The 16,752-nt window shown below is 72.1% G+C and carries 17 protein-coding genes; 6 read left to right on the top strand and 11 right to left on the bottom strand.

The window, feature by feature from the left end:
- The first annotated feature begins 29 nt into the window (after nucleotides 1-29).
- Together BJ984_RS01915 and BJ984_RS01910 are read left to right on the top strand one after the other, a co-directional pair.
- Complete coding sequence (locus BJ984_RS01915; protein WP_179546589.1) at nucleotides 30-2,084, top strand: primary-amine oxidase; 2,055 nt, start codon at nucleotides 30-32, stop codon at nucleotides 2,082-2,084.
- A 14-nt stretch (nucleotides 2,085-2,098) separates the two neighbouring features.
- A complete protein-coding gene (locus BJ984_RS01910; RefSeq protein WP_179546588.1) occupies nucleotides 2,099-2,746 on the top strand; it encodes a hypothetical protein in 648 nt (215 codons plus the stop codon).
- Nucleotides 2,747-2,935: 189 nt separating this feature from the next.
- Here the strand turns inward: BJ984_RS01910 and BJ984_RS01905 are convergent, their stop codons facing one another.
- The 4 genes from BJ984_RS01905 to BJ984_RS01890 all read right to left on the bottom strand — a co-directional run bounded on the left by BJ984_RS01905 (nucleotide 2,936) and on the right by BJ984_RS01890 (nucleotide 6,532).
- Nucleotides 2,936-3,841 (bottom strand): class I SAM-dependent methyltransferase, encoded by a 906-nt coding sequence (locus BJ984_RS01905; RefSeq protein WP_420841071.1) that lies wholly within the window; start codon nucleotides 3,839-3,841, stop codon nucleotides 2,936-2,938.
- Between the two features lie 44 nt (nucleotides 3,842-3,885).
- Nucleotides 3,886-4,953, bottom strand: a complete 1,068-nt coding sequence (locus BJ984_RS01900) for a cell wall-binding repeat-containing protein (RefSeq protein ID WP_179546586.1) — start codon at nucleotides 4,951-4,953, stop codon at nucleotides 3,886-3,888.
- Nucleotides 4,950-5,975 carry a cell wall-binding repeat-containing protein gene (locus tag BJ984_RS01895; protein WP_179546585.1) on the bottom strand — a complete coding sequence of 342 codons (1,026 nt, stop codon included), beginning with the start codon at nucleotides 5,973-5,975 and terminating at the stop codon, nucleotides 4,950-4,952. The genes BJ984_RS01900 and BJ984_RS01895 overlap by 4 nt, the downstream gene beginning before the upstream one ends.
- A gap of 77 nt (nucleotides 5,976-6,052) precedes the next feature.
- Complete coding sequence (locus tag BJ984_RS01890; RefSeq protein ID WP_179546584.1) at nucleotides 6,053-6,532, bottom strand: glutathione peroxidase; 480 nt, start codon at nucleotides 6,530-6,532, stop codon at nucleotides 6,053-6,055.
- A 115-nt stretch (nucleotides 6,533-6,647) separates the two neighbouring features.
- On the opposite strand from BJ984_RS01890, the gene BJ984_RS01885 reads away from it, so the two are divergent.
- Both BJ984_RS01885 and BJ984_RS01880 read left to right on the top strand, forming a co-directional pair.
- Entirely contained in the window at nucleotides 6,648-7,841 is a 1,194-nt protein-coding gene (locus BJ984_RS01885) for a MarP family serine protease (RefSeq protein ID WP_179546583.1), read from the top strand.
- 109 nt (nucleotides 7,842-7,950) lie between these two features.
- A complete protein-coding gene (locus BJ984_RS01880) occupies nucleotides 7,951-8,382 on the top strand; it encodes a VOC family protein (protein ID WP_179546582.1) in 432 nt (143 codons plus the stop codon).
- Here BJ984_RS01880 and BJ984_RS01875 read toward each other — a convergent pair whose 3' ends face one another.
- Nucleotides 8,383-9,123 carry an SDR family oxidoreductase gene (locus BJ984_RS01875; RefSeq protein ID WP_179546581.1) on the bottom strand — a complete coding sequence of 247 codons (741 nt, stop codon included), beginning with the start codon at nucleotides 9,121-9,123 and terminating at the stop codon, nucleotides 8,383-8,385. It lies immediately after the preceding gene.
- Nucleotides 9,124-9,224: 101 nt separating this feature from the next.
- Between BJ984_RS01875 and BJ984_RS01870 the strand changes: the two genes are divergently transcribed.
- On the top strand, nucleotides 9,225-10,082 hold the full coding sequence (locus BJ984_RS01870; RefSeq protein ID WP_179546580.1) for an MmyB family transcriptional regulator: 858 nt from the start codon (nucleotides 9,225-9,227) through the stop codon (nucleotides 10,080-10,082).
- A gap of 16 nt (nucleotides 10,083-10,098) precedes the next feature.
- On the opposite strand, the gene BJ984_RS01865 is transcribed toward BJ984_RS01870, so the two are convergent.
- On the bottom strand, nucleotides 10,099-10,491 hold the full coding sequence (locus tag BJ984_RS01865; protein WP_179546579.1) for a hypothetical protein: 393 nt from the start codon (nucleotides 10,489-10,491) through the stop codon (nucleotides 10,099-10,101).
- A gap of 106 nt (nucleotides 10,492-10,597) precedes the next feature.
- On the opposite strand from BJ984_RS01865, the gene BJ984_RS01860 reads away from it, so the two are divergent.
- Nucleotides 10,598-11,986 (top strand): APC family permease, encoded by a 1,389-nt coding sequence (locus BJ984_RS01860; RefSeq protein WP_179546578.1) that lies wholly within the window; start codon nucleotides 10,598-10,600, stop codon nucleotides 11,984-11,986.
- Nucleotides 11,987-12,014: 28 nt separating this feature from the next.
- On the opposite strand, the gene BJ984_RS01855 is transcribed toward BJ984_RS01860, so the two are convergent.
- The 5 genes from BJ984_RS01855 to BJ984_RS18500 form a co-directional block, all read right to left on the bottom strand.
- On the bottom strand, nucleotides 12,015-12,524 hold the full coding sequence (locus BJ984_RS01855; RefSeq protein ID WP_179546577.1) for an O-acetyl-ADP-ribose deacetylase: 510 nt from the start codon (nucleotides 12,522-12,524) through the stop codon (nucleotides 12,015-12,017).
- Nucleotides 12,521-12,820: a hypothetical protein gene (locus tag BJ984_RS01850; RefSeq protein WP_179546576.1), complete on the bottom strand. Its 300-nt coding sequence runs from the start codon at nucleotides 12,818-12,820 to the stop codon at nucleotides 12,521-12,523. The genes BJ984_RS01855 and BJ984_RS01850 overlap by 4 nt, the downstream gene beginning before the upstream one ends.
- 211 nt (nucleotides 12,821-13,031) lie before the next feature.
- Nucleotides 13,032-13,730, bottom strand: a complete 699-nt coding sequence (gene purQ / locus BJ984_RS01845; protein ID WP_179546575.1) for a phosphoribosylformylglycinamidine synthase subunit PurQ — start codon at nucleotides 13,728-13,730, stop codon at nucleotides 13,032-13,034.
- Nucleotides 13,727-14,017 carry a phosphoribosylformylglycinamidine synthase subunit PurS gene (purS, locus tag BJ984_RS01840; RefSeq protein WP_173182453.1) on the bottom strand — a complete coding sequence of 97 codons (291 nt, stop codon included), beginning with the start codon at nucleotides 14,015-14,017 and terminating at the stop codon, nucleotides 13,727-13,729. Before purS ends, purQ begins: the two co-directional genes overlap by 4 nt.
- Before the next feature lie 34 nt (nucleotides 14,018-14,051).
- A complete protein-coding gene (locus tag BJ984_RS18500) occupies nucleotides 14,052-16,457 on the bottom strand; it encodes a LuxR C-terminal-related transcriptional regulator (RefSeq protein WP_246306419.1) in 2,406 nt (801 codons plus the stop codon).
- Nucleotides 16,458-16,752 lie beyond the last annotated feature (295 nt).

The raw sequence follows: 16,752 nt of genomic DNA, 5'->3' as shown, positions 1-16,752 counted from the left end.
TCAGCAGAATCAACCGGACAGGAACCATCATGACCATCGTCGAGACCGACCTCGCCGCCGCCGACCCCACCACCCCGCCGCACCCGCTCGCGAGCCTCGCGGCCGACGAGTTCACGCGCATCCGGGACCTCGTCACCGCCCTGCCCGACTTCACCGCCACCACGCGCTTCGCCTACGTCGGCCTCGACGAGCCGCACAAGCGCGAGGTGCTCGCCTGGCAGGACGGCGAGGGGCCGCTGCCCGAGCGGCGCGCCCGGGTGATGCTGCTCGACATGGCGACCGGGCGCTCGACCGACAACGTCGTGTCGATCGGCTCGGCGGAGGCGCCCGGCGCGCTGCTGTCGACCGTCGTGCTCGACGGCTCGCGCGGCCAGCTCCCGGTGCTGATCGAGGAGTTCGAGGCCATCGCCGACATCGTGGCGGCCGACGAGCGCTGGGTCGCCGCCCTGTCGCGACGCGGTCTCACCGTGCAGAACGTGATCTGCGTGCCGCTGTCGGCCGGGTACTACGACTTCCCCGAGGAGGAGGGGCGGCGCATCCTGCGCGTGCTCGCCTTCAAGCAGGAGTACCCCGAGGACCACCCCTGGGCGCACCCCGTCGACGGGCTGTCGGCCTACGTCGACACCGCCACCCGCTCGGTGACCCGGCTGATCGACGCCACCGACCTGCCGGTGCCGGCCACCTCGGGCAACTTCGACGACCCCGCGCTGCAGGGGCCGCCGCTCGACACCCTGAAGCCCATCGTCATCACCCAGCCCGAGGGGCCGTCGTTCACGGTCGAGGGCGAGACCGTGTCGTGGGGCAACTGGACGTTCCAAGTCGGCTTCGACACCCGCGAGGGCCTCGTGCTGCGCCAGCTCGCCTGGACCGACCAGGCCACCGGCGCCTCCCGGCCCATCATCTACCGCGCCTCGATCGACGAGATGCTCGTGCCCTACGGCGACCCATCGCCCGTGCGGTTCTGGCAGAACTACTTCGACACGGGGGAGTACCTGTTCGGCCGCTTCACGAACTCGCTCGCGCTCGGCTGCGACTGCGTGGGCGAGATCCACTACTTCGACGCGACCCTCGCCGACGAGCTCGGCAACCCGTACACGATCTCCAACGGCATCTGCATGCACGAGGAGGACTTCGGCACGCTCTGGAAGCACTCCGACATGTTCACCGGCTCGAACGAGACCCGCCGCTCGCGCCGGCTCGTCATCTCGTTCTTCACCACCGTCGGCAACTACGACTACGGCTTCTACTGGTACCTCTACCTCGACGGCACCATCGAGTGCGAGGCGAAGCTGACGGGCATCCTGTTCACCTCGGCCTACCCGGGTCTCTCGGCCGACGGCGCCGACTACCCCTACGCCTCGGAGGTCGCCCCCGGCCTCGGCGGGCCCTACCACCAGCACCTCTTCTCGGCACGGCTGGACATGACCGTCGACGGCGTCGCCAACGCGGTCGACGAGGTCGACGTGGTGCGCGTGCCGATCGGGGAGGGCAACGAGCACGGCAACGCCTTCACGAAGGGCGTCACCCGGCTGACGACCGAGGGCACCTCGGGGCGGGTCGCCGACGCGTCGGTGGGCCGGGCGTGGCACATCGTGAACCCCTCCACGCTCAACGGGCTCGGTCGGCCGACCGGCTACGTGCTGCTGCCGCAGGAGGCGCCGACGCTGCTCGCCGACCCCTCGTCGTCGATCGCCAAGCGGGCCGAGTTCGCCACGAAGCACCTCTTCGTCACGGCCTACGACCCGGCCGAGCGCTACGCGGCGGGCGACTTCGTGCACCAGAACCCGGGCGGCGACGGCATCACGCGTTTCATCGCCGACGACGCGCCGATCGACGGCGAGGACATCGTGCTCTGGCACACCTTCGGGCCCACCCACTTCCCGCGGCCCGAGGACTGGCCCGTGATGCCGGTCGACTACGCCAAGTTCACGCTGAAGCCGTACGGGTTCTTCGACCGGAACCCGGCGCTGAACGTGCCGGCGCCGGGCTCGTCCTCGTCCTCCTCCGGCGCTGGCGCGGGCGACCACTGCGCGCACCACGGCGGTGACGACGTGGCCGGCCACGTCACCGGCCACGCTCACTGAGGGCGGCGGGCGCGATGGGTGAGCTGCTGCACGCCGGGGCGCTCGTACCGGCCGCGGTCGGCGCGTGCTGCACCCTCGGCGCCCGCCGCTCGGGCCGCGCGGCGGCGGGCGTCTCGGCGGTCGTGATGCTCCTCGCGATGCTCGACACGGTGTTCCGGATGCCCGGCCTCCCCGCCCTCGTCTGGGCCGCGCTGCTCATCGGCACGGCCCTCGCGGCGGCGGTCTCGGCGCGAGCCGGCTCCCGGGCGCGGGCGGCGGGCGTGGGCCGGGCCGGCTCCCGCGCGCGGGCGGCGGGCGTGCATCCGGTGATGGCGCTGCACGGCGGGCTGGGGATGATCGTGATGGCGGGACTGCTGCTCGTGATGGGCGGGGCGGGCGAATTGGGTGGCGCGGGCGCGCCGGCGTCGGCCGTCTCCGTCTCGGCCGTCGCGGCCTCGGTGTCGGCGGGCCATCACGGCGGGGGAGCATCCGGAGCCCTCGTAGCGCTGGTGGGGGTGGGCTCGCTCGCCTACGCCGGCTACAGCGCCGTGGTGGCGTTGCGGTTGGCTCGCGGCCCCGCCGCCGCCGCCCATTGCGCTGCGATGCGGCGCTGGCTTCCGGTCGTGGAGGTCGCCGGCATGGGCGCGTCGACGGTGCTGATGCTGCTCGCCCTCGCGGCCTGACCGGCTGACGGCGGGGCACGATAGGCTGGACGGGACGTTCTAGGAGGCGCACATGGTGGTCGGAGATCTGCTGCTCGGTTTCATCGGGCTGCTCAGCCTGGTGACCGGTGTCCTGGGCCTCGCGGCCCTCATCGCGATGGTCAAGGCCCCCTACAACAGCTGACCCGCCGCCCCTCACGGGGGTGCGCCTCAGATGTGGCCGACGACGACCGTCGCGTCGAGGGATTCGTCGCGCTCGACGTGCGGCTGAAGTCCCGCCGCCTCGAACAGCGCCGCCGTCAGCGGGGCCTGCTGCTCGCTGGTCTCGATCAGCAGCCGCCCGCCCTCCGCGAGCCACTCGGCGGCCCCGGCGACGATCCGTCGCTGCACGTCGAGCCCGTCGCCGCCCCCGTCGAGTGCGATCGGAGCCTCGTGCTCCCGCGCCTCGGCGGGCATGGTCGCGATCGCGGCGCTCGGCACGTACGGCGCGTTCACCACCATCACGTCCACCCGCCCCCGCAACCCCGCCGGCAGCGCCTCGAACAGGTCCCCCTCGAACACCCGCCCGGCCCCCAGATTCTGCCGCGCGCTCGCCACCGCCGCCGCATCCAGATCGGCGCCCCACACCTCGAACCCCGCGCCGCCGTGGACCGGGCCGCCCTGGTCAGCCGCCTCGAATCCCACGTTCCCGTCGACGCGGCCGCCCTGCTCGACTGCCTCGAAGACGGTGTCGCCGTCGGCGTCGGTGCTGAGCCGGATGCGCCCCTCCCCGTACGCCGCGATCGCCGCCCCGATGGCACCCGAGCCGCAGCACATATCGACCACCACGGCGCCGTCGGGCGCATCCCGAACCGCGGCCCGCACCAGCAGCTCGGTGCGCCGCCGCGGCACGAACACCCCCGGGCCCACCACGACCCGCAGCCCCGCGAACGCCGCCCACCCCACGAGATGCTCGAGCGGCCGCCCGGCCACCCGCTCCTCGACGAGCCGCTCCAACTCGGCCTCGTCCCCGGCGGCCGCCTCGATCACGACCGCGGCCTCCTCCTCGGCGAACACGCACCCCCCGGCCCGCAGCGCCCCGACGACCCACCCCGTCCCGTCGTCTCTCCGCGTCACCTGATCCACGGCCGCAACTCTACCCACGCCGATTGGCTCGACTCCTACGGGCAGGGGGTGAGCGCCTCGACGGCCGTCGTCAGGGAAGCCGTGCCCCCGAGCAGCACCACCTCCGAGGTGCCCTTCGAGGCCATGCGCGACAGCACCGGGCGCGGCACGCAGCCCGGCGGCACGATGTAGAGCGGATTGTGCCGGGTGCCCGTCAGCACCCCGCCCACCAGCGCGTCCGGGAAGTTCGCACCGGTGGCGAAGTAGACCGTGCTGAAGTCGGCGAGGAAGTGGTCGTTCACGACCGACGAGACCGCGTAGCGGTCGGCGCCGCCGAGGCGCACCGAGCCGACGCTGGGGGAGAGGGTGTCCATGACGCCCTGCGAGACGGACAGCACGCCGCCCATGATCACGAGCGAACTCGGGGCCGCCACTGCGATCGCCCGCTGCGTGTCGCTGTCGGCCACAGCAGCACCGCCGTCGACGAGCAGCACCGGCGAGTTGTAGATGGCGGCCGGGGAGACCGCGGACAGCGCATCCGGGAAGTTCGTGCCGGTGGCCACGAAGACGTTGTCGGCGCCGGCGGGGAACGCCTGGGCCGCGAGCGCGCGGCTGACCGCATAGCGGTCGACCCCGGCCAACCGCCCGACCACGGCGCGAGGGGCCGCCGCGCCGAGCTGACCGAGCACCCGGCTCGAGACGGCGCTCTCGCCGCCGACGACGATCACCGAACGCGGATTCAACCGCGTCAGTGCGGCGAGCACCGACGCGGGTGCGGCATCGGGCGCCGTCAGGAGCAGCACGCCGCCCTGCACGACGGCGGGAGGCCCGGCACTCAGCGCGTCGGGGTAGTTCGCCCCGGACGCGACGTACACCACGTCAGCACCGAAGGGCCGGGTCAGCAGCGCCACCGCGGCGCCCAACTCGTACCGATCGCCCGCCGCCATCCGGCTCACCCGGATCGCGGCCAGCGCCTCCGCCTCCTCCTTCGTCCCCACCGTGTCGGATGGGTCCGTCGCCCCGATGGCCCCACCGGCGCCGAGACCGAGCATCACCATCAGGGTCAGTGCAGCAGCAGCGGCACCCGCGCGGCCTCGGGCATGCCCGGTTCGACGCCCGATCATGGCGCGAGGAACCCTCGCAGCTCGGTCTCCACCGACGTCGCGACAGCCGAGGTGCCACCCAGGATCACGATCTTCGTCGGCTGCAGACGTCGCAGCTGAGCCTTGATGTCGTCGGGGATCGAGTCGGAGCGGACGAGGAGGAGCGGGCCGAGGCTGCGGGCAGCGGCGACGCCACCGGACAGAGCATCCGGGTAGTTCTCGCCCGAGGCCACATAGACGGTCTTGGTCGTTCCCGTGGGGAAGGCTTCGGCGGTGTCGGCCGACACGGTGAAGCGATCGGCTCCGGTGATGCGGTAGGTCGCGGCCTGGACATCGCGTTTCAGCTCATCGAAGACGACCGGGTCGATGGCATGGATGCCGCCCAGGACGATGATCTCCGAGGGTCGGATGCGCAGGAGCTCCGTCTTCACGGCTGCCGGTATACCTGTCTTCGTGACGAGGAGCACCGGCCCGCCCTTGAAGGCGGCGGCGGCGCTGCCCGACAGGGCGTCGGGATAGTTCTCTCCGGACGCGATGTAGAGCCTGGGCACGGTGGGGACCGGCGTTCCGGGAGCGAAGACAGCCCGTGAGGCGGCAGCCGACACCTCGAAGCGATCAGCTCCGCCGATCCGGGTGACGGTGGGCGAGAAGCGCCTCAGCTCCGCGACCACCGACTCGCTGATCGCGTTGACGCCACCGAGCACGACGATCTTCACCGGGTCGATGCGGGAGAGCTCCGTGCGGATTGAGTCGGGGAGTGCCTCTTTCCGAGTGAGCAGCACAGGACCGCCCTGGAGCCCCGCCAGTGCCGAGGCCGAGAGCGCATCGGGGAACGATTCGCCCGACACCACGTAGGCGATCGGCACGGCTGCGGGCCCGGGGTAGGTGTCGGCGGAGATGGCCGCCGACACCTCGAAGCGGTCGGCTCCGCCGATGCGCTGCACCCCGTCGGGCAGGGCGGACGCCGGCGCCGCCACACTCCCGATGAGCAGCAGAGCGCCGAGCCCGGCGGTCAGGACGAAGGGGACGCGACGTGACGCCATGGGTTCTCCGATCGGAAGCGCCGGCCGCCAGGAGAGCCGGACGCGTTCACCGTATCGGAGAACCGAGGATTAATCGACTACTCGGGGAGGGAGGATTCGATGAGGGCGACGATGGCCGGGTCGTCGGGCTCCGTCGAGGGGCGGAAGCGGTGCACGGCGCCGTCGGGGGTGACGACGAACTTCTCGAAGTTCCACTTGACCCGCCCCGCCTTGCCGTCGGCGTCGGGGGTCTTGGTGAGCTCCTGGTACAGCGGGTGGGCCGAGCGCCCGTTGACCTTGACCTTGTCGAACATGGGGAAGGTGACGCCCCAGGTCATCGAGCAGTACTCCTTGATCTTGTCGGTGTCGCCGAGCTCCTGCAGGAACTGGTTGCTTGGGAAGCCGAGCACCGTGAAGCCCCGCGCCTCGTAGCGCTTCTGCAGCTCCTCGAGCTTCTCGTACTGCGGGGCGAGGCCGCAGCGCGACGCGACGTTCACGATCAGCTTGACGGGCGCGTAGTCGGCGAGCGTCGAGGACGCCCCGTCGATCGTGGTGAGGGGGATGTCGTCGAGTGCCATGATCCGCATCCTACGCGCCGCCGCACCCCGCGCAGCCGACCACGGAACAACAACGGGGGGCGACGCAGAACACTCCCAGCGACCGCCGCGGCCCCCCGCGTAGCCTGATCCGCACATGGACATCCTCATCGACCTCGTGCTGCTCCTGATCGCCCTGCTGGCCGTCGTCGGCGGCTGGCGGCGCGGTGCCCTGATGACGGCCGCAGCCCTCGCCGGCATCGTCGCGGGCGCCTGGCTCACCGGCGTCGCGGCCCCGCCCGTCGTCGACTGGCTGGCGACCCGAGGCTGGAGCAGCCCGCTGCAGCGCACCCTCGCCGCGGGGGCCGTGCTCATCCTGTGCATCGCGCTCGCGTCGGCGGTGCTGACCCTGGTCGCCTCGCTGCTGCGCCGCGTCATCGGCGTCGTGCGGATCGGCCGCGGAATCGACGCCCTGGGCGGCGGCGTGCTGGGACTCGTCACCTGGGCCGTCGTGGTGTGGCTGCTCGCGGGCTTCCTGCAGACCACCGGCATCCCTCCCGTCACCCAGGCGGTCGCCTCCTCACGGGTGGTCGCGACTCTCGACCGCATCGCCCCGGTGCCCGCCGAGAGCGCCCTCGGCACGCTCGGTGAGGCGCTCGACGGGGCCGGCTTCCCCGAGGTCTTCGCGTTCGGCGACGAGATCATCCCGGGTGCGCCCGAGCCCGATCCCTCGGTTCCGGATGCGGTGAACCAGGCCTCGGGCGGCGTCGTCCGCATCCTGTCCTCCGCTCCCCGGTGCGGCTCCGACGCCGAGGGCAGCGGCTGGGTCGTGGCGGGCGACCGCGTCGTGACGAACGCCCACGTCGTGGCGGGAAGCGACGCGCTCACCGTGCAGCTCGGTGGACAGGGCCGGCTCTACGACGCCCGCCTCGTCGTCTTCGACCCGCAGCGCGACCTCGCCGTGCTCGACGTGCCGGGCCTCCCCGCCGATCCGCTGCCGCTCGGCGCCGAGCTGGCGTCGGGCGACTCCTCGACGGTCGCGGGCTACCCCGAGAACGGCCCGTACTCCGTCGTCCCGTCCCGCGTGCGCGACGTCGTCGACGCGGTCGGACGCGACATCTACGGCGACGCGACGGTCACCCGCGAGATCTACTCGCTCCGCTCCACCGTGCGGCCGGGCAACTCCGGCGGCCCCCTCTTCGACGACGCCGGCCAGGTCGTCGGCGTGGTCTTCGCACGCTCCACCGTCGACGCCGAGACGGGCTACGCGCTCACGCTCGACGAGATCGCCCCGGTGCTCGCGGCGGTCTCGTCGACCGAGGCGGTGGCGTCGGGCGCCTGCTCGAGCTGAGGTCGTCGACAGGGCGAACGGATGCTCGCGCATCCGTTCACCGAGGAGATGTGTACAGCGTTCACATGTTCTGCTACCGTGACCTCACGACCACGGCAAGGAGCCTTCGATGACCACCCTGAACCCCTACATCAACTTCCGCGGCCAGGCGAAGGAGGCGGCGGAGTTCTACCAGTCGGTCTTCGGCGGCGAGCTCGGTCTGAGCACCTTCGGCGACTTCGGCATGCCGGTCGAGCCGGGCGAGGAGCACCTGGTGATGCACGCGCAGCTCACCACGGCGAGCGGGCTGGTGCTGATGCTCTCCGACACGCCCACCCACATGGAGCTGAACGTGGGCAACAACATCTCGGTGTCGCTCAGCGGCGGCCCCGGCGAGAGCGACGAGCTGCACGGGTACTTCGACCGGCTGGCCGAGGGCGGCACCGTCACGGAGCCCCTGGTGGAGGCGCCCTGGGGCGACAGCTTCGGCATGGTGGTCGACCGCTTCGGCATCAACTGGCTGGTCAACATCGGCGGCGCCCCGCAGGAGCAGGAGCAGTAGCTAGGCGTTGACCGCGGCCACCGCCGCGTCGAACCGCCCCTCGACCTCGGCGAAGCGCAGGAACTTCACCCGTTCGACGAGGATCTCGGCGGCGTGCGGGTTCGACCGCAGCAGTGCCATCACCTCGTCGGCGAAGTCGTCGAGCGGCAGGAAGCCGGGCTGCTCGGCCTGGCCGGGCATCAGGTCGGTCTGCACCGCCGGCGGCACGAGCTCGATGACCTCGACCGAGGTCGACGCGAGCTGCAGCCGGATGCTCTCACTGAAGCGGTGGATGAAGGCCTTCGACCCGTTGTACGTGGGCGTCGCGGCCAGCGGCAGGTGCGCGAGCCCCGACGACACGGTCATCACGGTCGCGTGCGGACGCGTCTGCAGGTGCTCGACGAAAGCGGCGACGAGGCGCAGCGGCCCGACGATGTTCGTCTCGACCACCCGCAGGGCGTCGTCGAGGAAGCCGGCGTCGCGCACGTCCTCGGCGGTCATGATTCCCGCCATGGCGATGATCGCGTCGAGTGAGGGGTGCCGCGCGAGCACCGTGTCACGGGCCGCGGCGATGGAGGCGGGGTCGATGATGTCGATCGGCACGGTGTCGAAACCGTGCTCGTCGGCGAGGCGCTCGAGCAGCTCGGTGCGGCGGCCGCCGATGACGACGGTGCTCCCGGCGGCCTGCAGCCGCAGTGCGAGGGCGAGTCCGATGCCGGAGGTGGCGCCGGGGATGAAGACGGTGCTGGTTGTGATGTCCATGCGCCCAGCCTGCGCGCCACCGGTCGCGGGCGGGAGAGGAGCGCTTGTCGGGGGATCGGCGATCCCTGTCTCCGGATGCGCGCTGCGCCGATAATCGGATCATGAACCGCGCCGCCCTCGCCGACTTCCTCCGCGCCCGCCGCACCGGGCTCCGGCCCGAGGACGTCGGCCTCTCGACCGGGCCCCGCCGCCGCGTCGCGGGGCTTCGGCGCGACGAGGTGGCGGCGCTCGCGGGCATGTCGACCGACTACTACGTGCGGCTCGAGCAGGTGCGCGGGCCGCAGCCGTCCGAGCAGATGCTGGCCGCGCTGGCCCGGGCGCTCCGGCTGAGTCTGGACGAGCGCGACTACCTCTACCGCCAGGCCGGCCACACGGCGCCGGCCCGCACGCCGCTCGACACCCACGTCGCCCCGGCGCTTATGCGGGTGCTCGACCGGCTCGAGAACACGCCGGCGCTCGTGCTGTCGAGCCTCGGCGAGACGCTGCTGCAGAACGAGCTGTCGAAGGCGCTGATGGGCGACCACTCCCGCCACACCGGAGCGGCCCGCAGCGGCACCTACCGCTGGTTCACCGATCCGGGCGAGCGGGAGCTCTACCCCGAGTCCGACCGGGCGCGGCAGAGCCGCGCGCAGGTCTCGGGACTGCGCGCGGCCTACGGGGCGGCGGGGGAGCGGTCCCGCGCGGGCGCGCTCGTGCGGGAGCTTCGCGCCGTGAGCGAGGAGTTCGAGGCGATCTGGCAGACGCAGGTGGTGGCGCAGCGCTTCGAGGATCACAAGACGCTCGTGCATCCGGAGCTCGGCCCGATCGAACTGGACTGCCAGGCCCTCTTGACCGAGGACCAGGGGCAGACCCTCCTCGTGCTCACCGCGGCCCCGCGCAGCGAGGCCGCGGCCAAGCTCGAGCTGCTCGCCGTGCTCGGCCGGCAGTCCTTCCAGGCGGAGGCGCCCGTCCGTCCGTGACCCGGGCAGAGCGGCGTCAGGAGGAGACGGGCGCCGACTTCGCGTCGGAGGAGGACGACCCGGCCGAGTCGTCGGAGGAGGCGTCGGCGTCGGCGGCCGGAGCGGCTGCCTCGGGTGCGGCGTGCTTCGACGACTCCTTCTGCGACTGCTTGGCGACGAGCGCCTCCTTCTCGGCCTTCAGCGACGCCACGGTCGACTCGTCGAGCCCGGGATCGGGCAGGTCGAGGAACGGGCTCGTGCCGCCGGTGCGGGAGTAGACCGCCGAGGCGTAGGCGATGGTGGCGGTGCGCACCTTCGCCGTCGCGCGATCGCGCTTGCCGTGCCCGCTCTTCTTGTCCTCGAGCACCTCCTGGTGTTTCTCGAGGGCCTTCACGAGGTCTTTCAGAGCTGTCTTCGTCTTCTTCGCCATGCCCGCATTATGCCCGTCGAAGGTTAACAGGGTGCATGCTTGCCTCATGACAGCCACGGCAGCGTCACCCTCGAGTTCCCCGAGTGAGCCGGAACTGAAGAAGGTGATGGGCCCGAAGCTCCTGCTCCTGTTCATCATCGGCGACATCCTCGGCACCGGCATCTACGCGCTGACCGGTCAGGTGGCGGCCGAGGTGGGCGGGGCGGCCTGGCTGCCGTTCCTCATCGCGTTCGTGGTCGCGACCATCACCGCGTGCTCGTACCTCGAGCTGGTGACGAAGTACCCGCAGGCGGCCGGGGCGGCGCTGTACGCGCACAAGGCCTTCGGCATCCACTTCGTCACCTTCCTGATCTGCTTCACGGTGATGTCCTCGGGCATCACCTCGGCGTCGGCCGCCGCGGGCGCCTTCGCCAGCAACTTCGCCATCGGCTTCGGGCTCGGCGAGGGTCCTGGCCTCGCCCTCGTGATCGCGCTGGCCTTCATGATCCTGATCGCCGCCGTGAACCTCCGCGGCGTCGCCGAGAGCGTGGGCCTGAACGTCGTGCTGACCCTCGTGGAGCTCTCGGGGCTGCTGCTGGTGATCTTCATCAGCTTCTTCGCGATCTTCGGCGGCCAGGCCGACTTCTCCCGTGTCGTGGCCTTCGACACCCCCGACGACAAGAGCGTCTTCCTCGCCATCTCGACCGCGACCTCGCTCGCGTTCTTCGCGATGGTCGGCTTCGAGGACTCGGTGAACATGGCCGAGGAGACCAAGAACCCCTCGAAGATCTTCCCCAAGGTGATGCTGACAGGGCTCGGCATCACCGCTGTGATCTACGTGCTGGTGTCGATCGTGGCGGTCGCCATCGTCCCGGTCGGCGAGCTGGCCGGCAACGACACCCCGCTGGTGACGGTGGTGCAGACGGCCGCACCCGACTTCCCGATCTCGGCGCTCATCCCGTTCATCTCGCTCTTCGCGGTCGCCAACAGCGCCCTGATCAACATGATGATGGCGAGCCGCCTGCTCTACGGCATGAGCAAGCAGGGGGTGCTGCCGCCGTTCCTGTCGAAGGTGCTGCCGAAGCGGCGCACGCCGTGGGCCGCCATCCTGTTCACCACCGCCATCGCGCTGGGGCTCACGGCCTTCGTCTCGATCGACCCCGACAACCCCATCGCCGTGCTGCTCGGCGGCACGACGTCGCTGCTGCTGCTCGCGGTGTTCTCGGTGGTGAACGTGAGCGTGCTGGTGCTGCGCAAGAAGCGCGTCGACCACAAGCACTTCCGCACGCCGACCGCGCTGCCCGTGATCGGCGCGATCGCGTGCCTCTACCTCGTGCTGCCGTGGACCTCGGGCCGCCCGCCCGAGCAGTACGAGATCGCAGGCATCCTGCTGGTGCTCGGCATCGTGCTCTGGGCGATCACCTTCGTCCACCGTCGCCGCAGCGGCTACGGCGGCGCCGCCGAGCTCGACACGCAGGCGCTGACGGCGGTCGAGCGCGGCCCCGACGCCGACTGAGCCGCACGCGACCAGCCCGGCGGATGCTCTACGCCAGCGCCCGCTCGAACTCCCGCAGCATCGCGTCGCCGAAGAGGGCGAACGACACCGTTCCGGCGTAGGGAGAGGCCCGCACGGTGTCCACCGCGATGCGGGCCGCGCTCTCGGCCGGCCACCCGTAGACCCCGGCGCTGATCGCCGGGAACACGACGGAGGCGGCGCCGAGCTCGCCCGCGATCTCGAGCGAGCGGCGGTAGGCCGAGGCCAGTACCGCCGACCGGTCATCCGTCGTGCTGTGGACGGGGCCCACGGTGTGGATGACCCAGCGCGCCGGCAGCCGGCCCGCCGTGGTGGAGACGGCGTCCCCGGCGGGCAGGCCGTCGGGGAAGCGGGTGCGCCTGAGCTCTCGGCACGCGGCCAGGATCTCGGGCCCGCCCCGGCGGTGGATGGCGCCGTCGACCCCGCCGCCGCCGAGCAGCGAGCTGTTCGCGGCGTTCACGATCGCGTCGGCCTCGACGGTGGTGATGTCGGCGCGGAGGAGAGCGATCGACCCCGTCATGCCCCGACGGTGTCCGGCGCGGCCACGGTAACGGGCGCCGGCCGGGCGTGCCGCTCGAGCGCGGCCTGGGCCCCGGCGAGGCTCTCGTGCTGGCCGAGGGCGTGGCCCGTGACGGCGGTGGTCACGAACAGGCCGCGACGGCGCTGCGAGACGATGCCGGCCGGGCGGCCGTGATCGTCGACGGCGACCCAGAGATCGGGCTGCGGGCAGCGCCAGGTGAGGGCGGTCACGTCGTCGTGCCGCGGGGAGTGGTCGGGGCCGCCGGTGCGGTCGGGTGAGAGTTCTGCGATCGTCATCGATGCCTCCAGTGTTCCGGAGCTCCCTGCCTCGTGGCACCGCTCCTCAGCATCAGGCCTACCCGGTGCGCGGATGCGCGGCGAGGGGTTGACGCGAGCCCCTCGCGATGCATCCCACCATCCGTACCGACCGACCGACCGGTCGGCCGGTCGACCGCCGTGGCGCAGCGCCTCGCGGTGCCCACCGGCGGCCCGCACGGGCCTGGAGGACTCAGACGGCCAGCAGCGACTGCAGCGCCGAGGTGAAGATGCCCAGCCCGTCGACGCCCGAGCGCATGGCCACGGCGGTGTCGGGGCCGAAACCGGCCTCGATGGCGTGCTCGGGGTGCGGCATCAGGCCGACCACGTTGCCGCGCTCGTTGGAGACGCCGGCGATGTCGTTGAGCGAGCCGTTCGGGTTCACGCCGACGTAACGGAACGTCACCAGACCCTCGCCCTCGAGCCGCTCGAGCGTCTCGGCGGAGGCGATGTAGCCGCCCTCGCCGTTCTTCAGCGGGATGGTGATCTCCTGGCCGACGTCGAACGCGTTGGTCCAGGCCGTCGAGGCGTTCTCGACCCGCAGCACCTGGTCGCGGCAGATGAACGAGCCGTGGTCGTTGCGGATCAGGCCGCCGGGCAGCAGGTGCGCCTCGGTGAGCATCTGGAAGCCGTTGCAGATGCCGAGCACCGGCACGCCGCGCTCGGCGGCCGCGACGACCTCGCGCATGATCGGCGAGTGCGAGGCGATGGCGCCGCAGCGCAGGTAGTCGCCGTAGCTGAACCCGCCGGGCAGCACGACCGCGTCGACGCCCTGCAGATCGTGGTCGCCGTGCCAGAGCGCCACCGGCTCGGCGCCGACGAAGCGCACCGCGCGCTGGGCGTCGCGGTCGTCGAGCGAGCCCGGGAAGGTGACGACGCCGACGCGGGTCATGCCAGCGCTCCGGAGGCGGCCGCGCTGTGGGCGCCGGCCTCGTCGAGCACCGTGATGTTCACCACGTCCTCGATGACGGAGTTCGACAGCAGCTCCTCGGCGATCTCGCGCACGTCGGCGAGCACCGCCGCGTCGACGACACCGTCGACCGTGAGCTCGAAGCGCTTGCCCACTCGCACCCCGGTGAACTCGCTCTTGCCGAGCCGCGTCAGCGCGCCGGCGACGGCCTTGCCCTGCGGGTCGAGGAGTTCGGCTTTCGGCATGACGTCGACGACGATTTTCGGCACGGCTGCTCCTCGGGGAGTGACGGGGGAGGACGGCCTACAGTCTACCGTCCGCCACGCGGTCCCGGGCATCCTGCTCGCGCACCCGGTCACCGAGCTCCCGGCGCGACCCGGCGCCCAGCTTGCCGCGCGCGGCGTAGATGTGCGACTCGACCGTGCGCACCGAGAGGTACAGCTGCTGCGCGATCTCCTTGTTGCTCAGCCGTCGCGCCACCAGCAGCGCGATCTCGTGCTCGCGCTCGGTCAGCACCCGGCCGGCCGGGCTCTCGCTGCGGCCGGCGGGCGCGAGGGTGTCGATGGTGCGGTCGAGGCTCTGCCTCCGCTTGCGGTCGGTGACCGAGGGGCCGGCGGTCGCGTCGCCCGCCACCCGCTCGGCCTCGGCGGCGACGAGGGCCGCCTCGGCGGTGCCGAACTCTCCGGCCGCGACGGCGATGTTGTACTCCGCGACGTGCCGCGAATAGCGGAACAGTCGGTGCGTGCGCAGCTGCTCGATGTCGATCTCGTCGAGCACCTGCCTGGCTTCCGCCACCCGGCCCAGCCGGGCGAGCGCGCTGGCGCGCAGGTCGCCGACGAGGGGGCGGAAGACGGCGAACTCGATCCGGTCGATCCGGTCGATGGCCGCGCCGAACTCGAGTTCGGCGCGGGCGTCGTCGCCCGCGGCGAACCCGAGAGCGACGCCCGAGACGATTCCGGCCAGCGCGAGCCCGCTGCGGTCCTTGCGCTGGGCCGCGACGCCGACGGCGAAGCGCAGCCGGGCGTCGAGATGGGGTGGCATGCTGGTGGCGATCACGCCGGTGAAGGCCTGGAAGCAGATCAGCACGAGTTCGGTGCGCAGCGACACCGGCCGGCTCGTGACGGGGTCGCGGTTGATCCGCTCGGCGCGGGCCAGCATCGTGAGCCCGTCGGAGCCGCGCCCCAGCTGGGCGGCGCACATCGCCGCGACCACCGAGGCGCGCAGGCGTGCGAGCGTGCCGGCCTCGGGCTCGGCGAGCACCCGCAGCGCGTTCCGCTCGCCGCCCGTCCAGTCCAGGTCGAGGTAGCATTCCTCGGCGCGCTGCACGTCGAGCTCGCAGAGCACGCTCCGGTCGGTCACCCCCGCTGCGGCCAGCCATTCCTCGATGTCGGCGATCGTCTGCCCGGCGGGGTTCCAGGCGATCATGCTCGCCCACCACCGCACCAGGCGCCGGAGCTCGGGCACCGGCACGGTGGCGGCGTCCAGCCGCGAGATCTGGGCGTAGGCCTCGTCGATCTCGTGCAGCCGCGCGAGCGCCCGCGACGCCTCGAGGTTGAGGCCCGGATGCCCGTCCACCGCGAAGCCCAGGGCCACGTAGTCCAGTGCCAACCCCGCGCGCCCCTCGGCGTTGGCGGCCGCGGCGGCGGTGCCGAGCACCCGGCCCCGCAGCACCGGATCGACCTCCCCGGGCGAGGGCACCGAGTCGCTCCCGGAGTGCCACGCGGCCGCGGCGGCCCGCATCACGGGCTCGCTCGTGCCGACCCCCGGCTGGGTGAGCATGCGGCCGATCAGCTCGTCGACCACGGTGTCGACCCGCCCGGGCGGCAGCCGGTGGTCGGCCTCCTGGGCGATCGGGGCCGTGGCGTGCAGCAGCCGGTGCGGGCCGGTCTCGCGCAGCACCCGGCGGCCGATCAGCGCGTCGAGCACCGCGGGCCGAACGACGCGGCTCAGCGTCGAGTACTCGATCCCGTCGAGCCGGCCGACCAGCGCCAGTGCGAGCTTCTGCTCCTCGTCGTAGTCGGCGACCACGGTGCGCAGGGCGTCGGCGAGCCGGGATCCGGCCCGCGCCCGGCGGGTCTCCCACGGCTCGTGCCCGCCCCCGCGCTGCGCCTCGGCGGCATCGAGGGCGAGCTCGCGGAGGAGCATCCGGTTGCCGGCCGAGCGCTGGGTGACCACGGCGCGGGTGACCGAGTCGAGCACGTCGTCGCCGACCACGCAGGAGATCAGCTGATCGGCCGTGACGTCGTCGAGGAGCTGCAGATCGTGGCGCACGGCGACACCGTCGAGCCAGAGCTGAGCGAGCACGGGCGGCAGCCCGGACGACTGGGTGCAGGGGTCTGTCTCGGCCGTCAGCAGCACGCGGGCGCGGCCCGTGTAGGCCGCGCGGCTGATCGCCTCGAGGTCGGGCTCGTCGAACGAGCGGGCGTCGTCGACGACGAGCACGAGCGAGGGCACGCCGGGCGCCGGATGCTCGCCGAGCCCCTCGGGCGGCCTCTGCCCGGGCCGCAGCACGACCGGGTCGAGGTCACGCCGGCGCAGCTCGGCGGTGACGGCGCGCGCCAGATGGCTCTTGCCGCTGCCCGGCACGCCGACGATCACGACGCTCCCGCCGGTGGCCAGCAGCTCGGCGATCTCGGTGGGATCGCGGTCGAGCCCGACGACCTCCTCGGACGGCGCACCGACGACTCGTCGTCGTGCGGTACCCGGCATCCTGGACCCCCCAGGGTCAGCGTATTTCAGTCGATCCTCGCGATGTCGCCAGGGTGAGCGGATGGTCGACAGCTCCATCGCGTTGTCAACACCCTATCCGGGGCGTGCGGAATACGGACAAGGGGAGGCGATCTGCCCTTGTCGTGCAGCTCGCGCTCGCGGTACGCTTCTTGCCCCCCATCAGGGTGACAATCATTCAGTTTCTCTTTATTAACCTGCTCGAAATGTTCAGTCTTTCTTTCGTTGCGTGCGGCCCCTAGCATGACGGCATCCGTGTGAGCCCTCTCGTCTAGGA

This window comes from Herbiconiux flava (assembly GCF_013409865.1).
Classification (GTDB): Bacteria; Actinomycetota; Actinomycetes; order Actinomycetales; family Microbacteriaceae; genus Herbiconiux; species Herbiconiux flava.
This window is presented reverse-complemented; position numbering and strand designations above follow the sequence as displayed.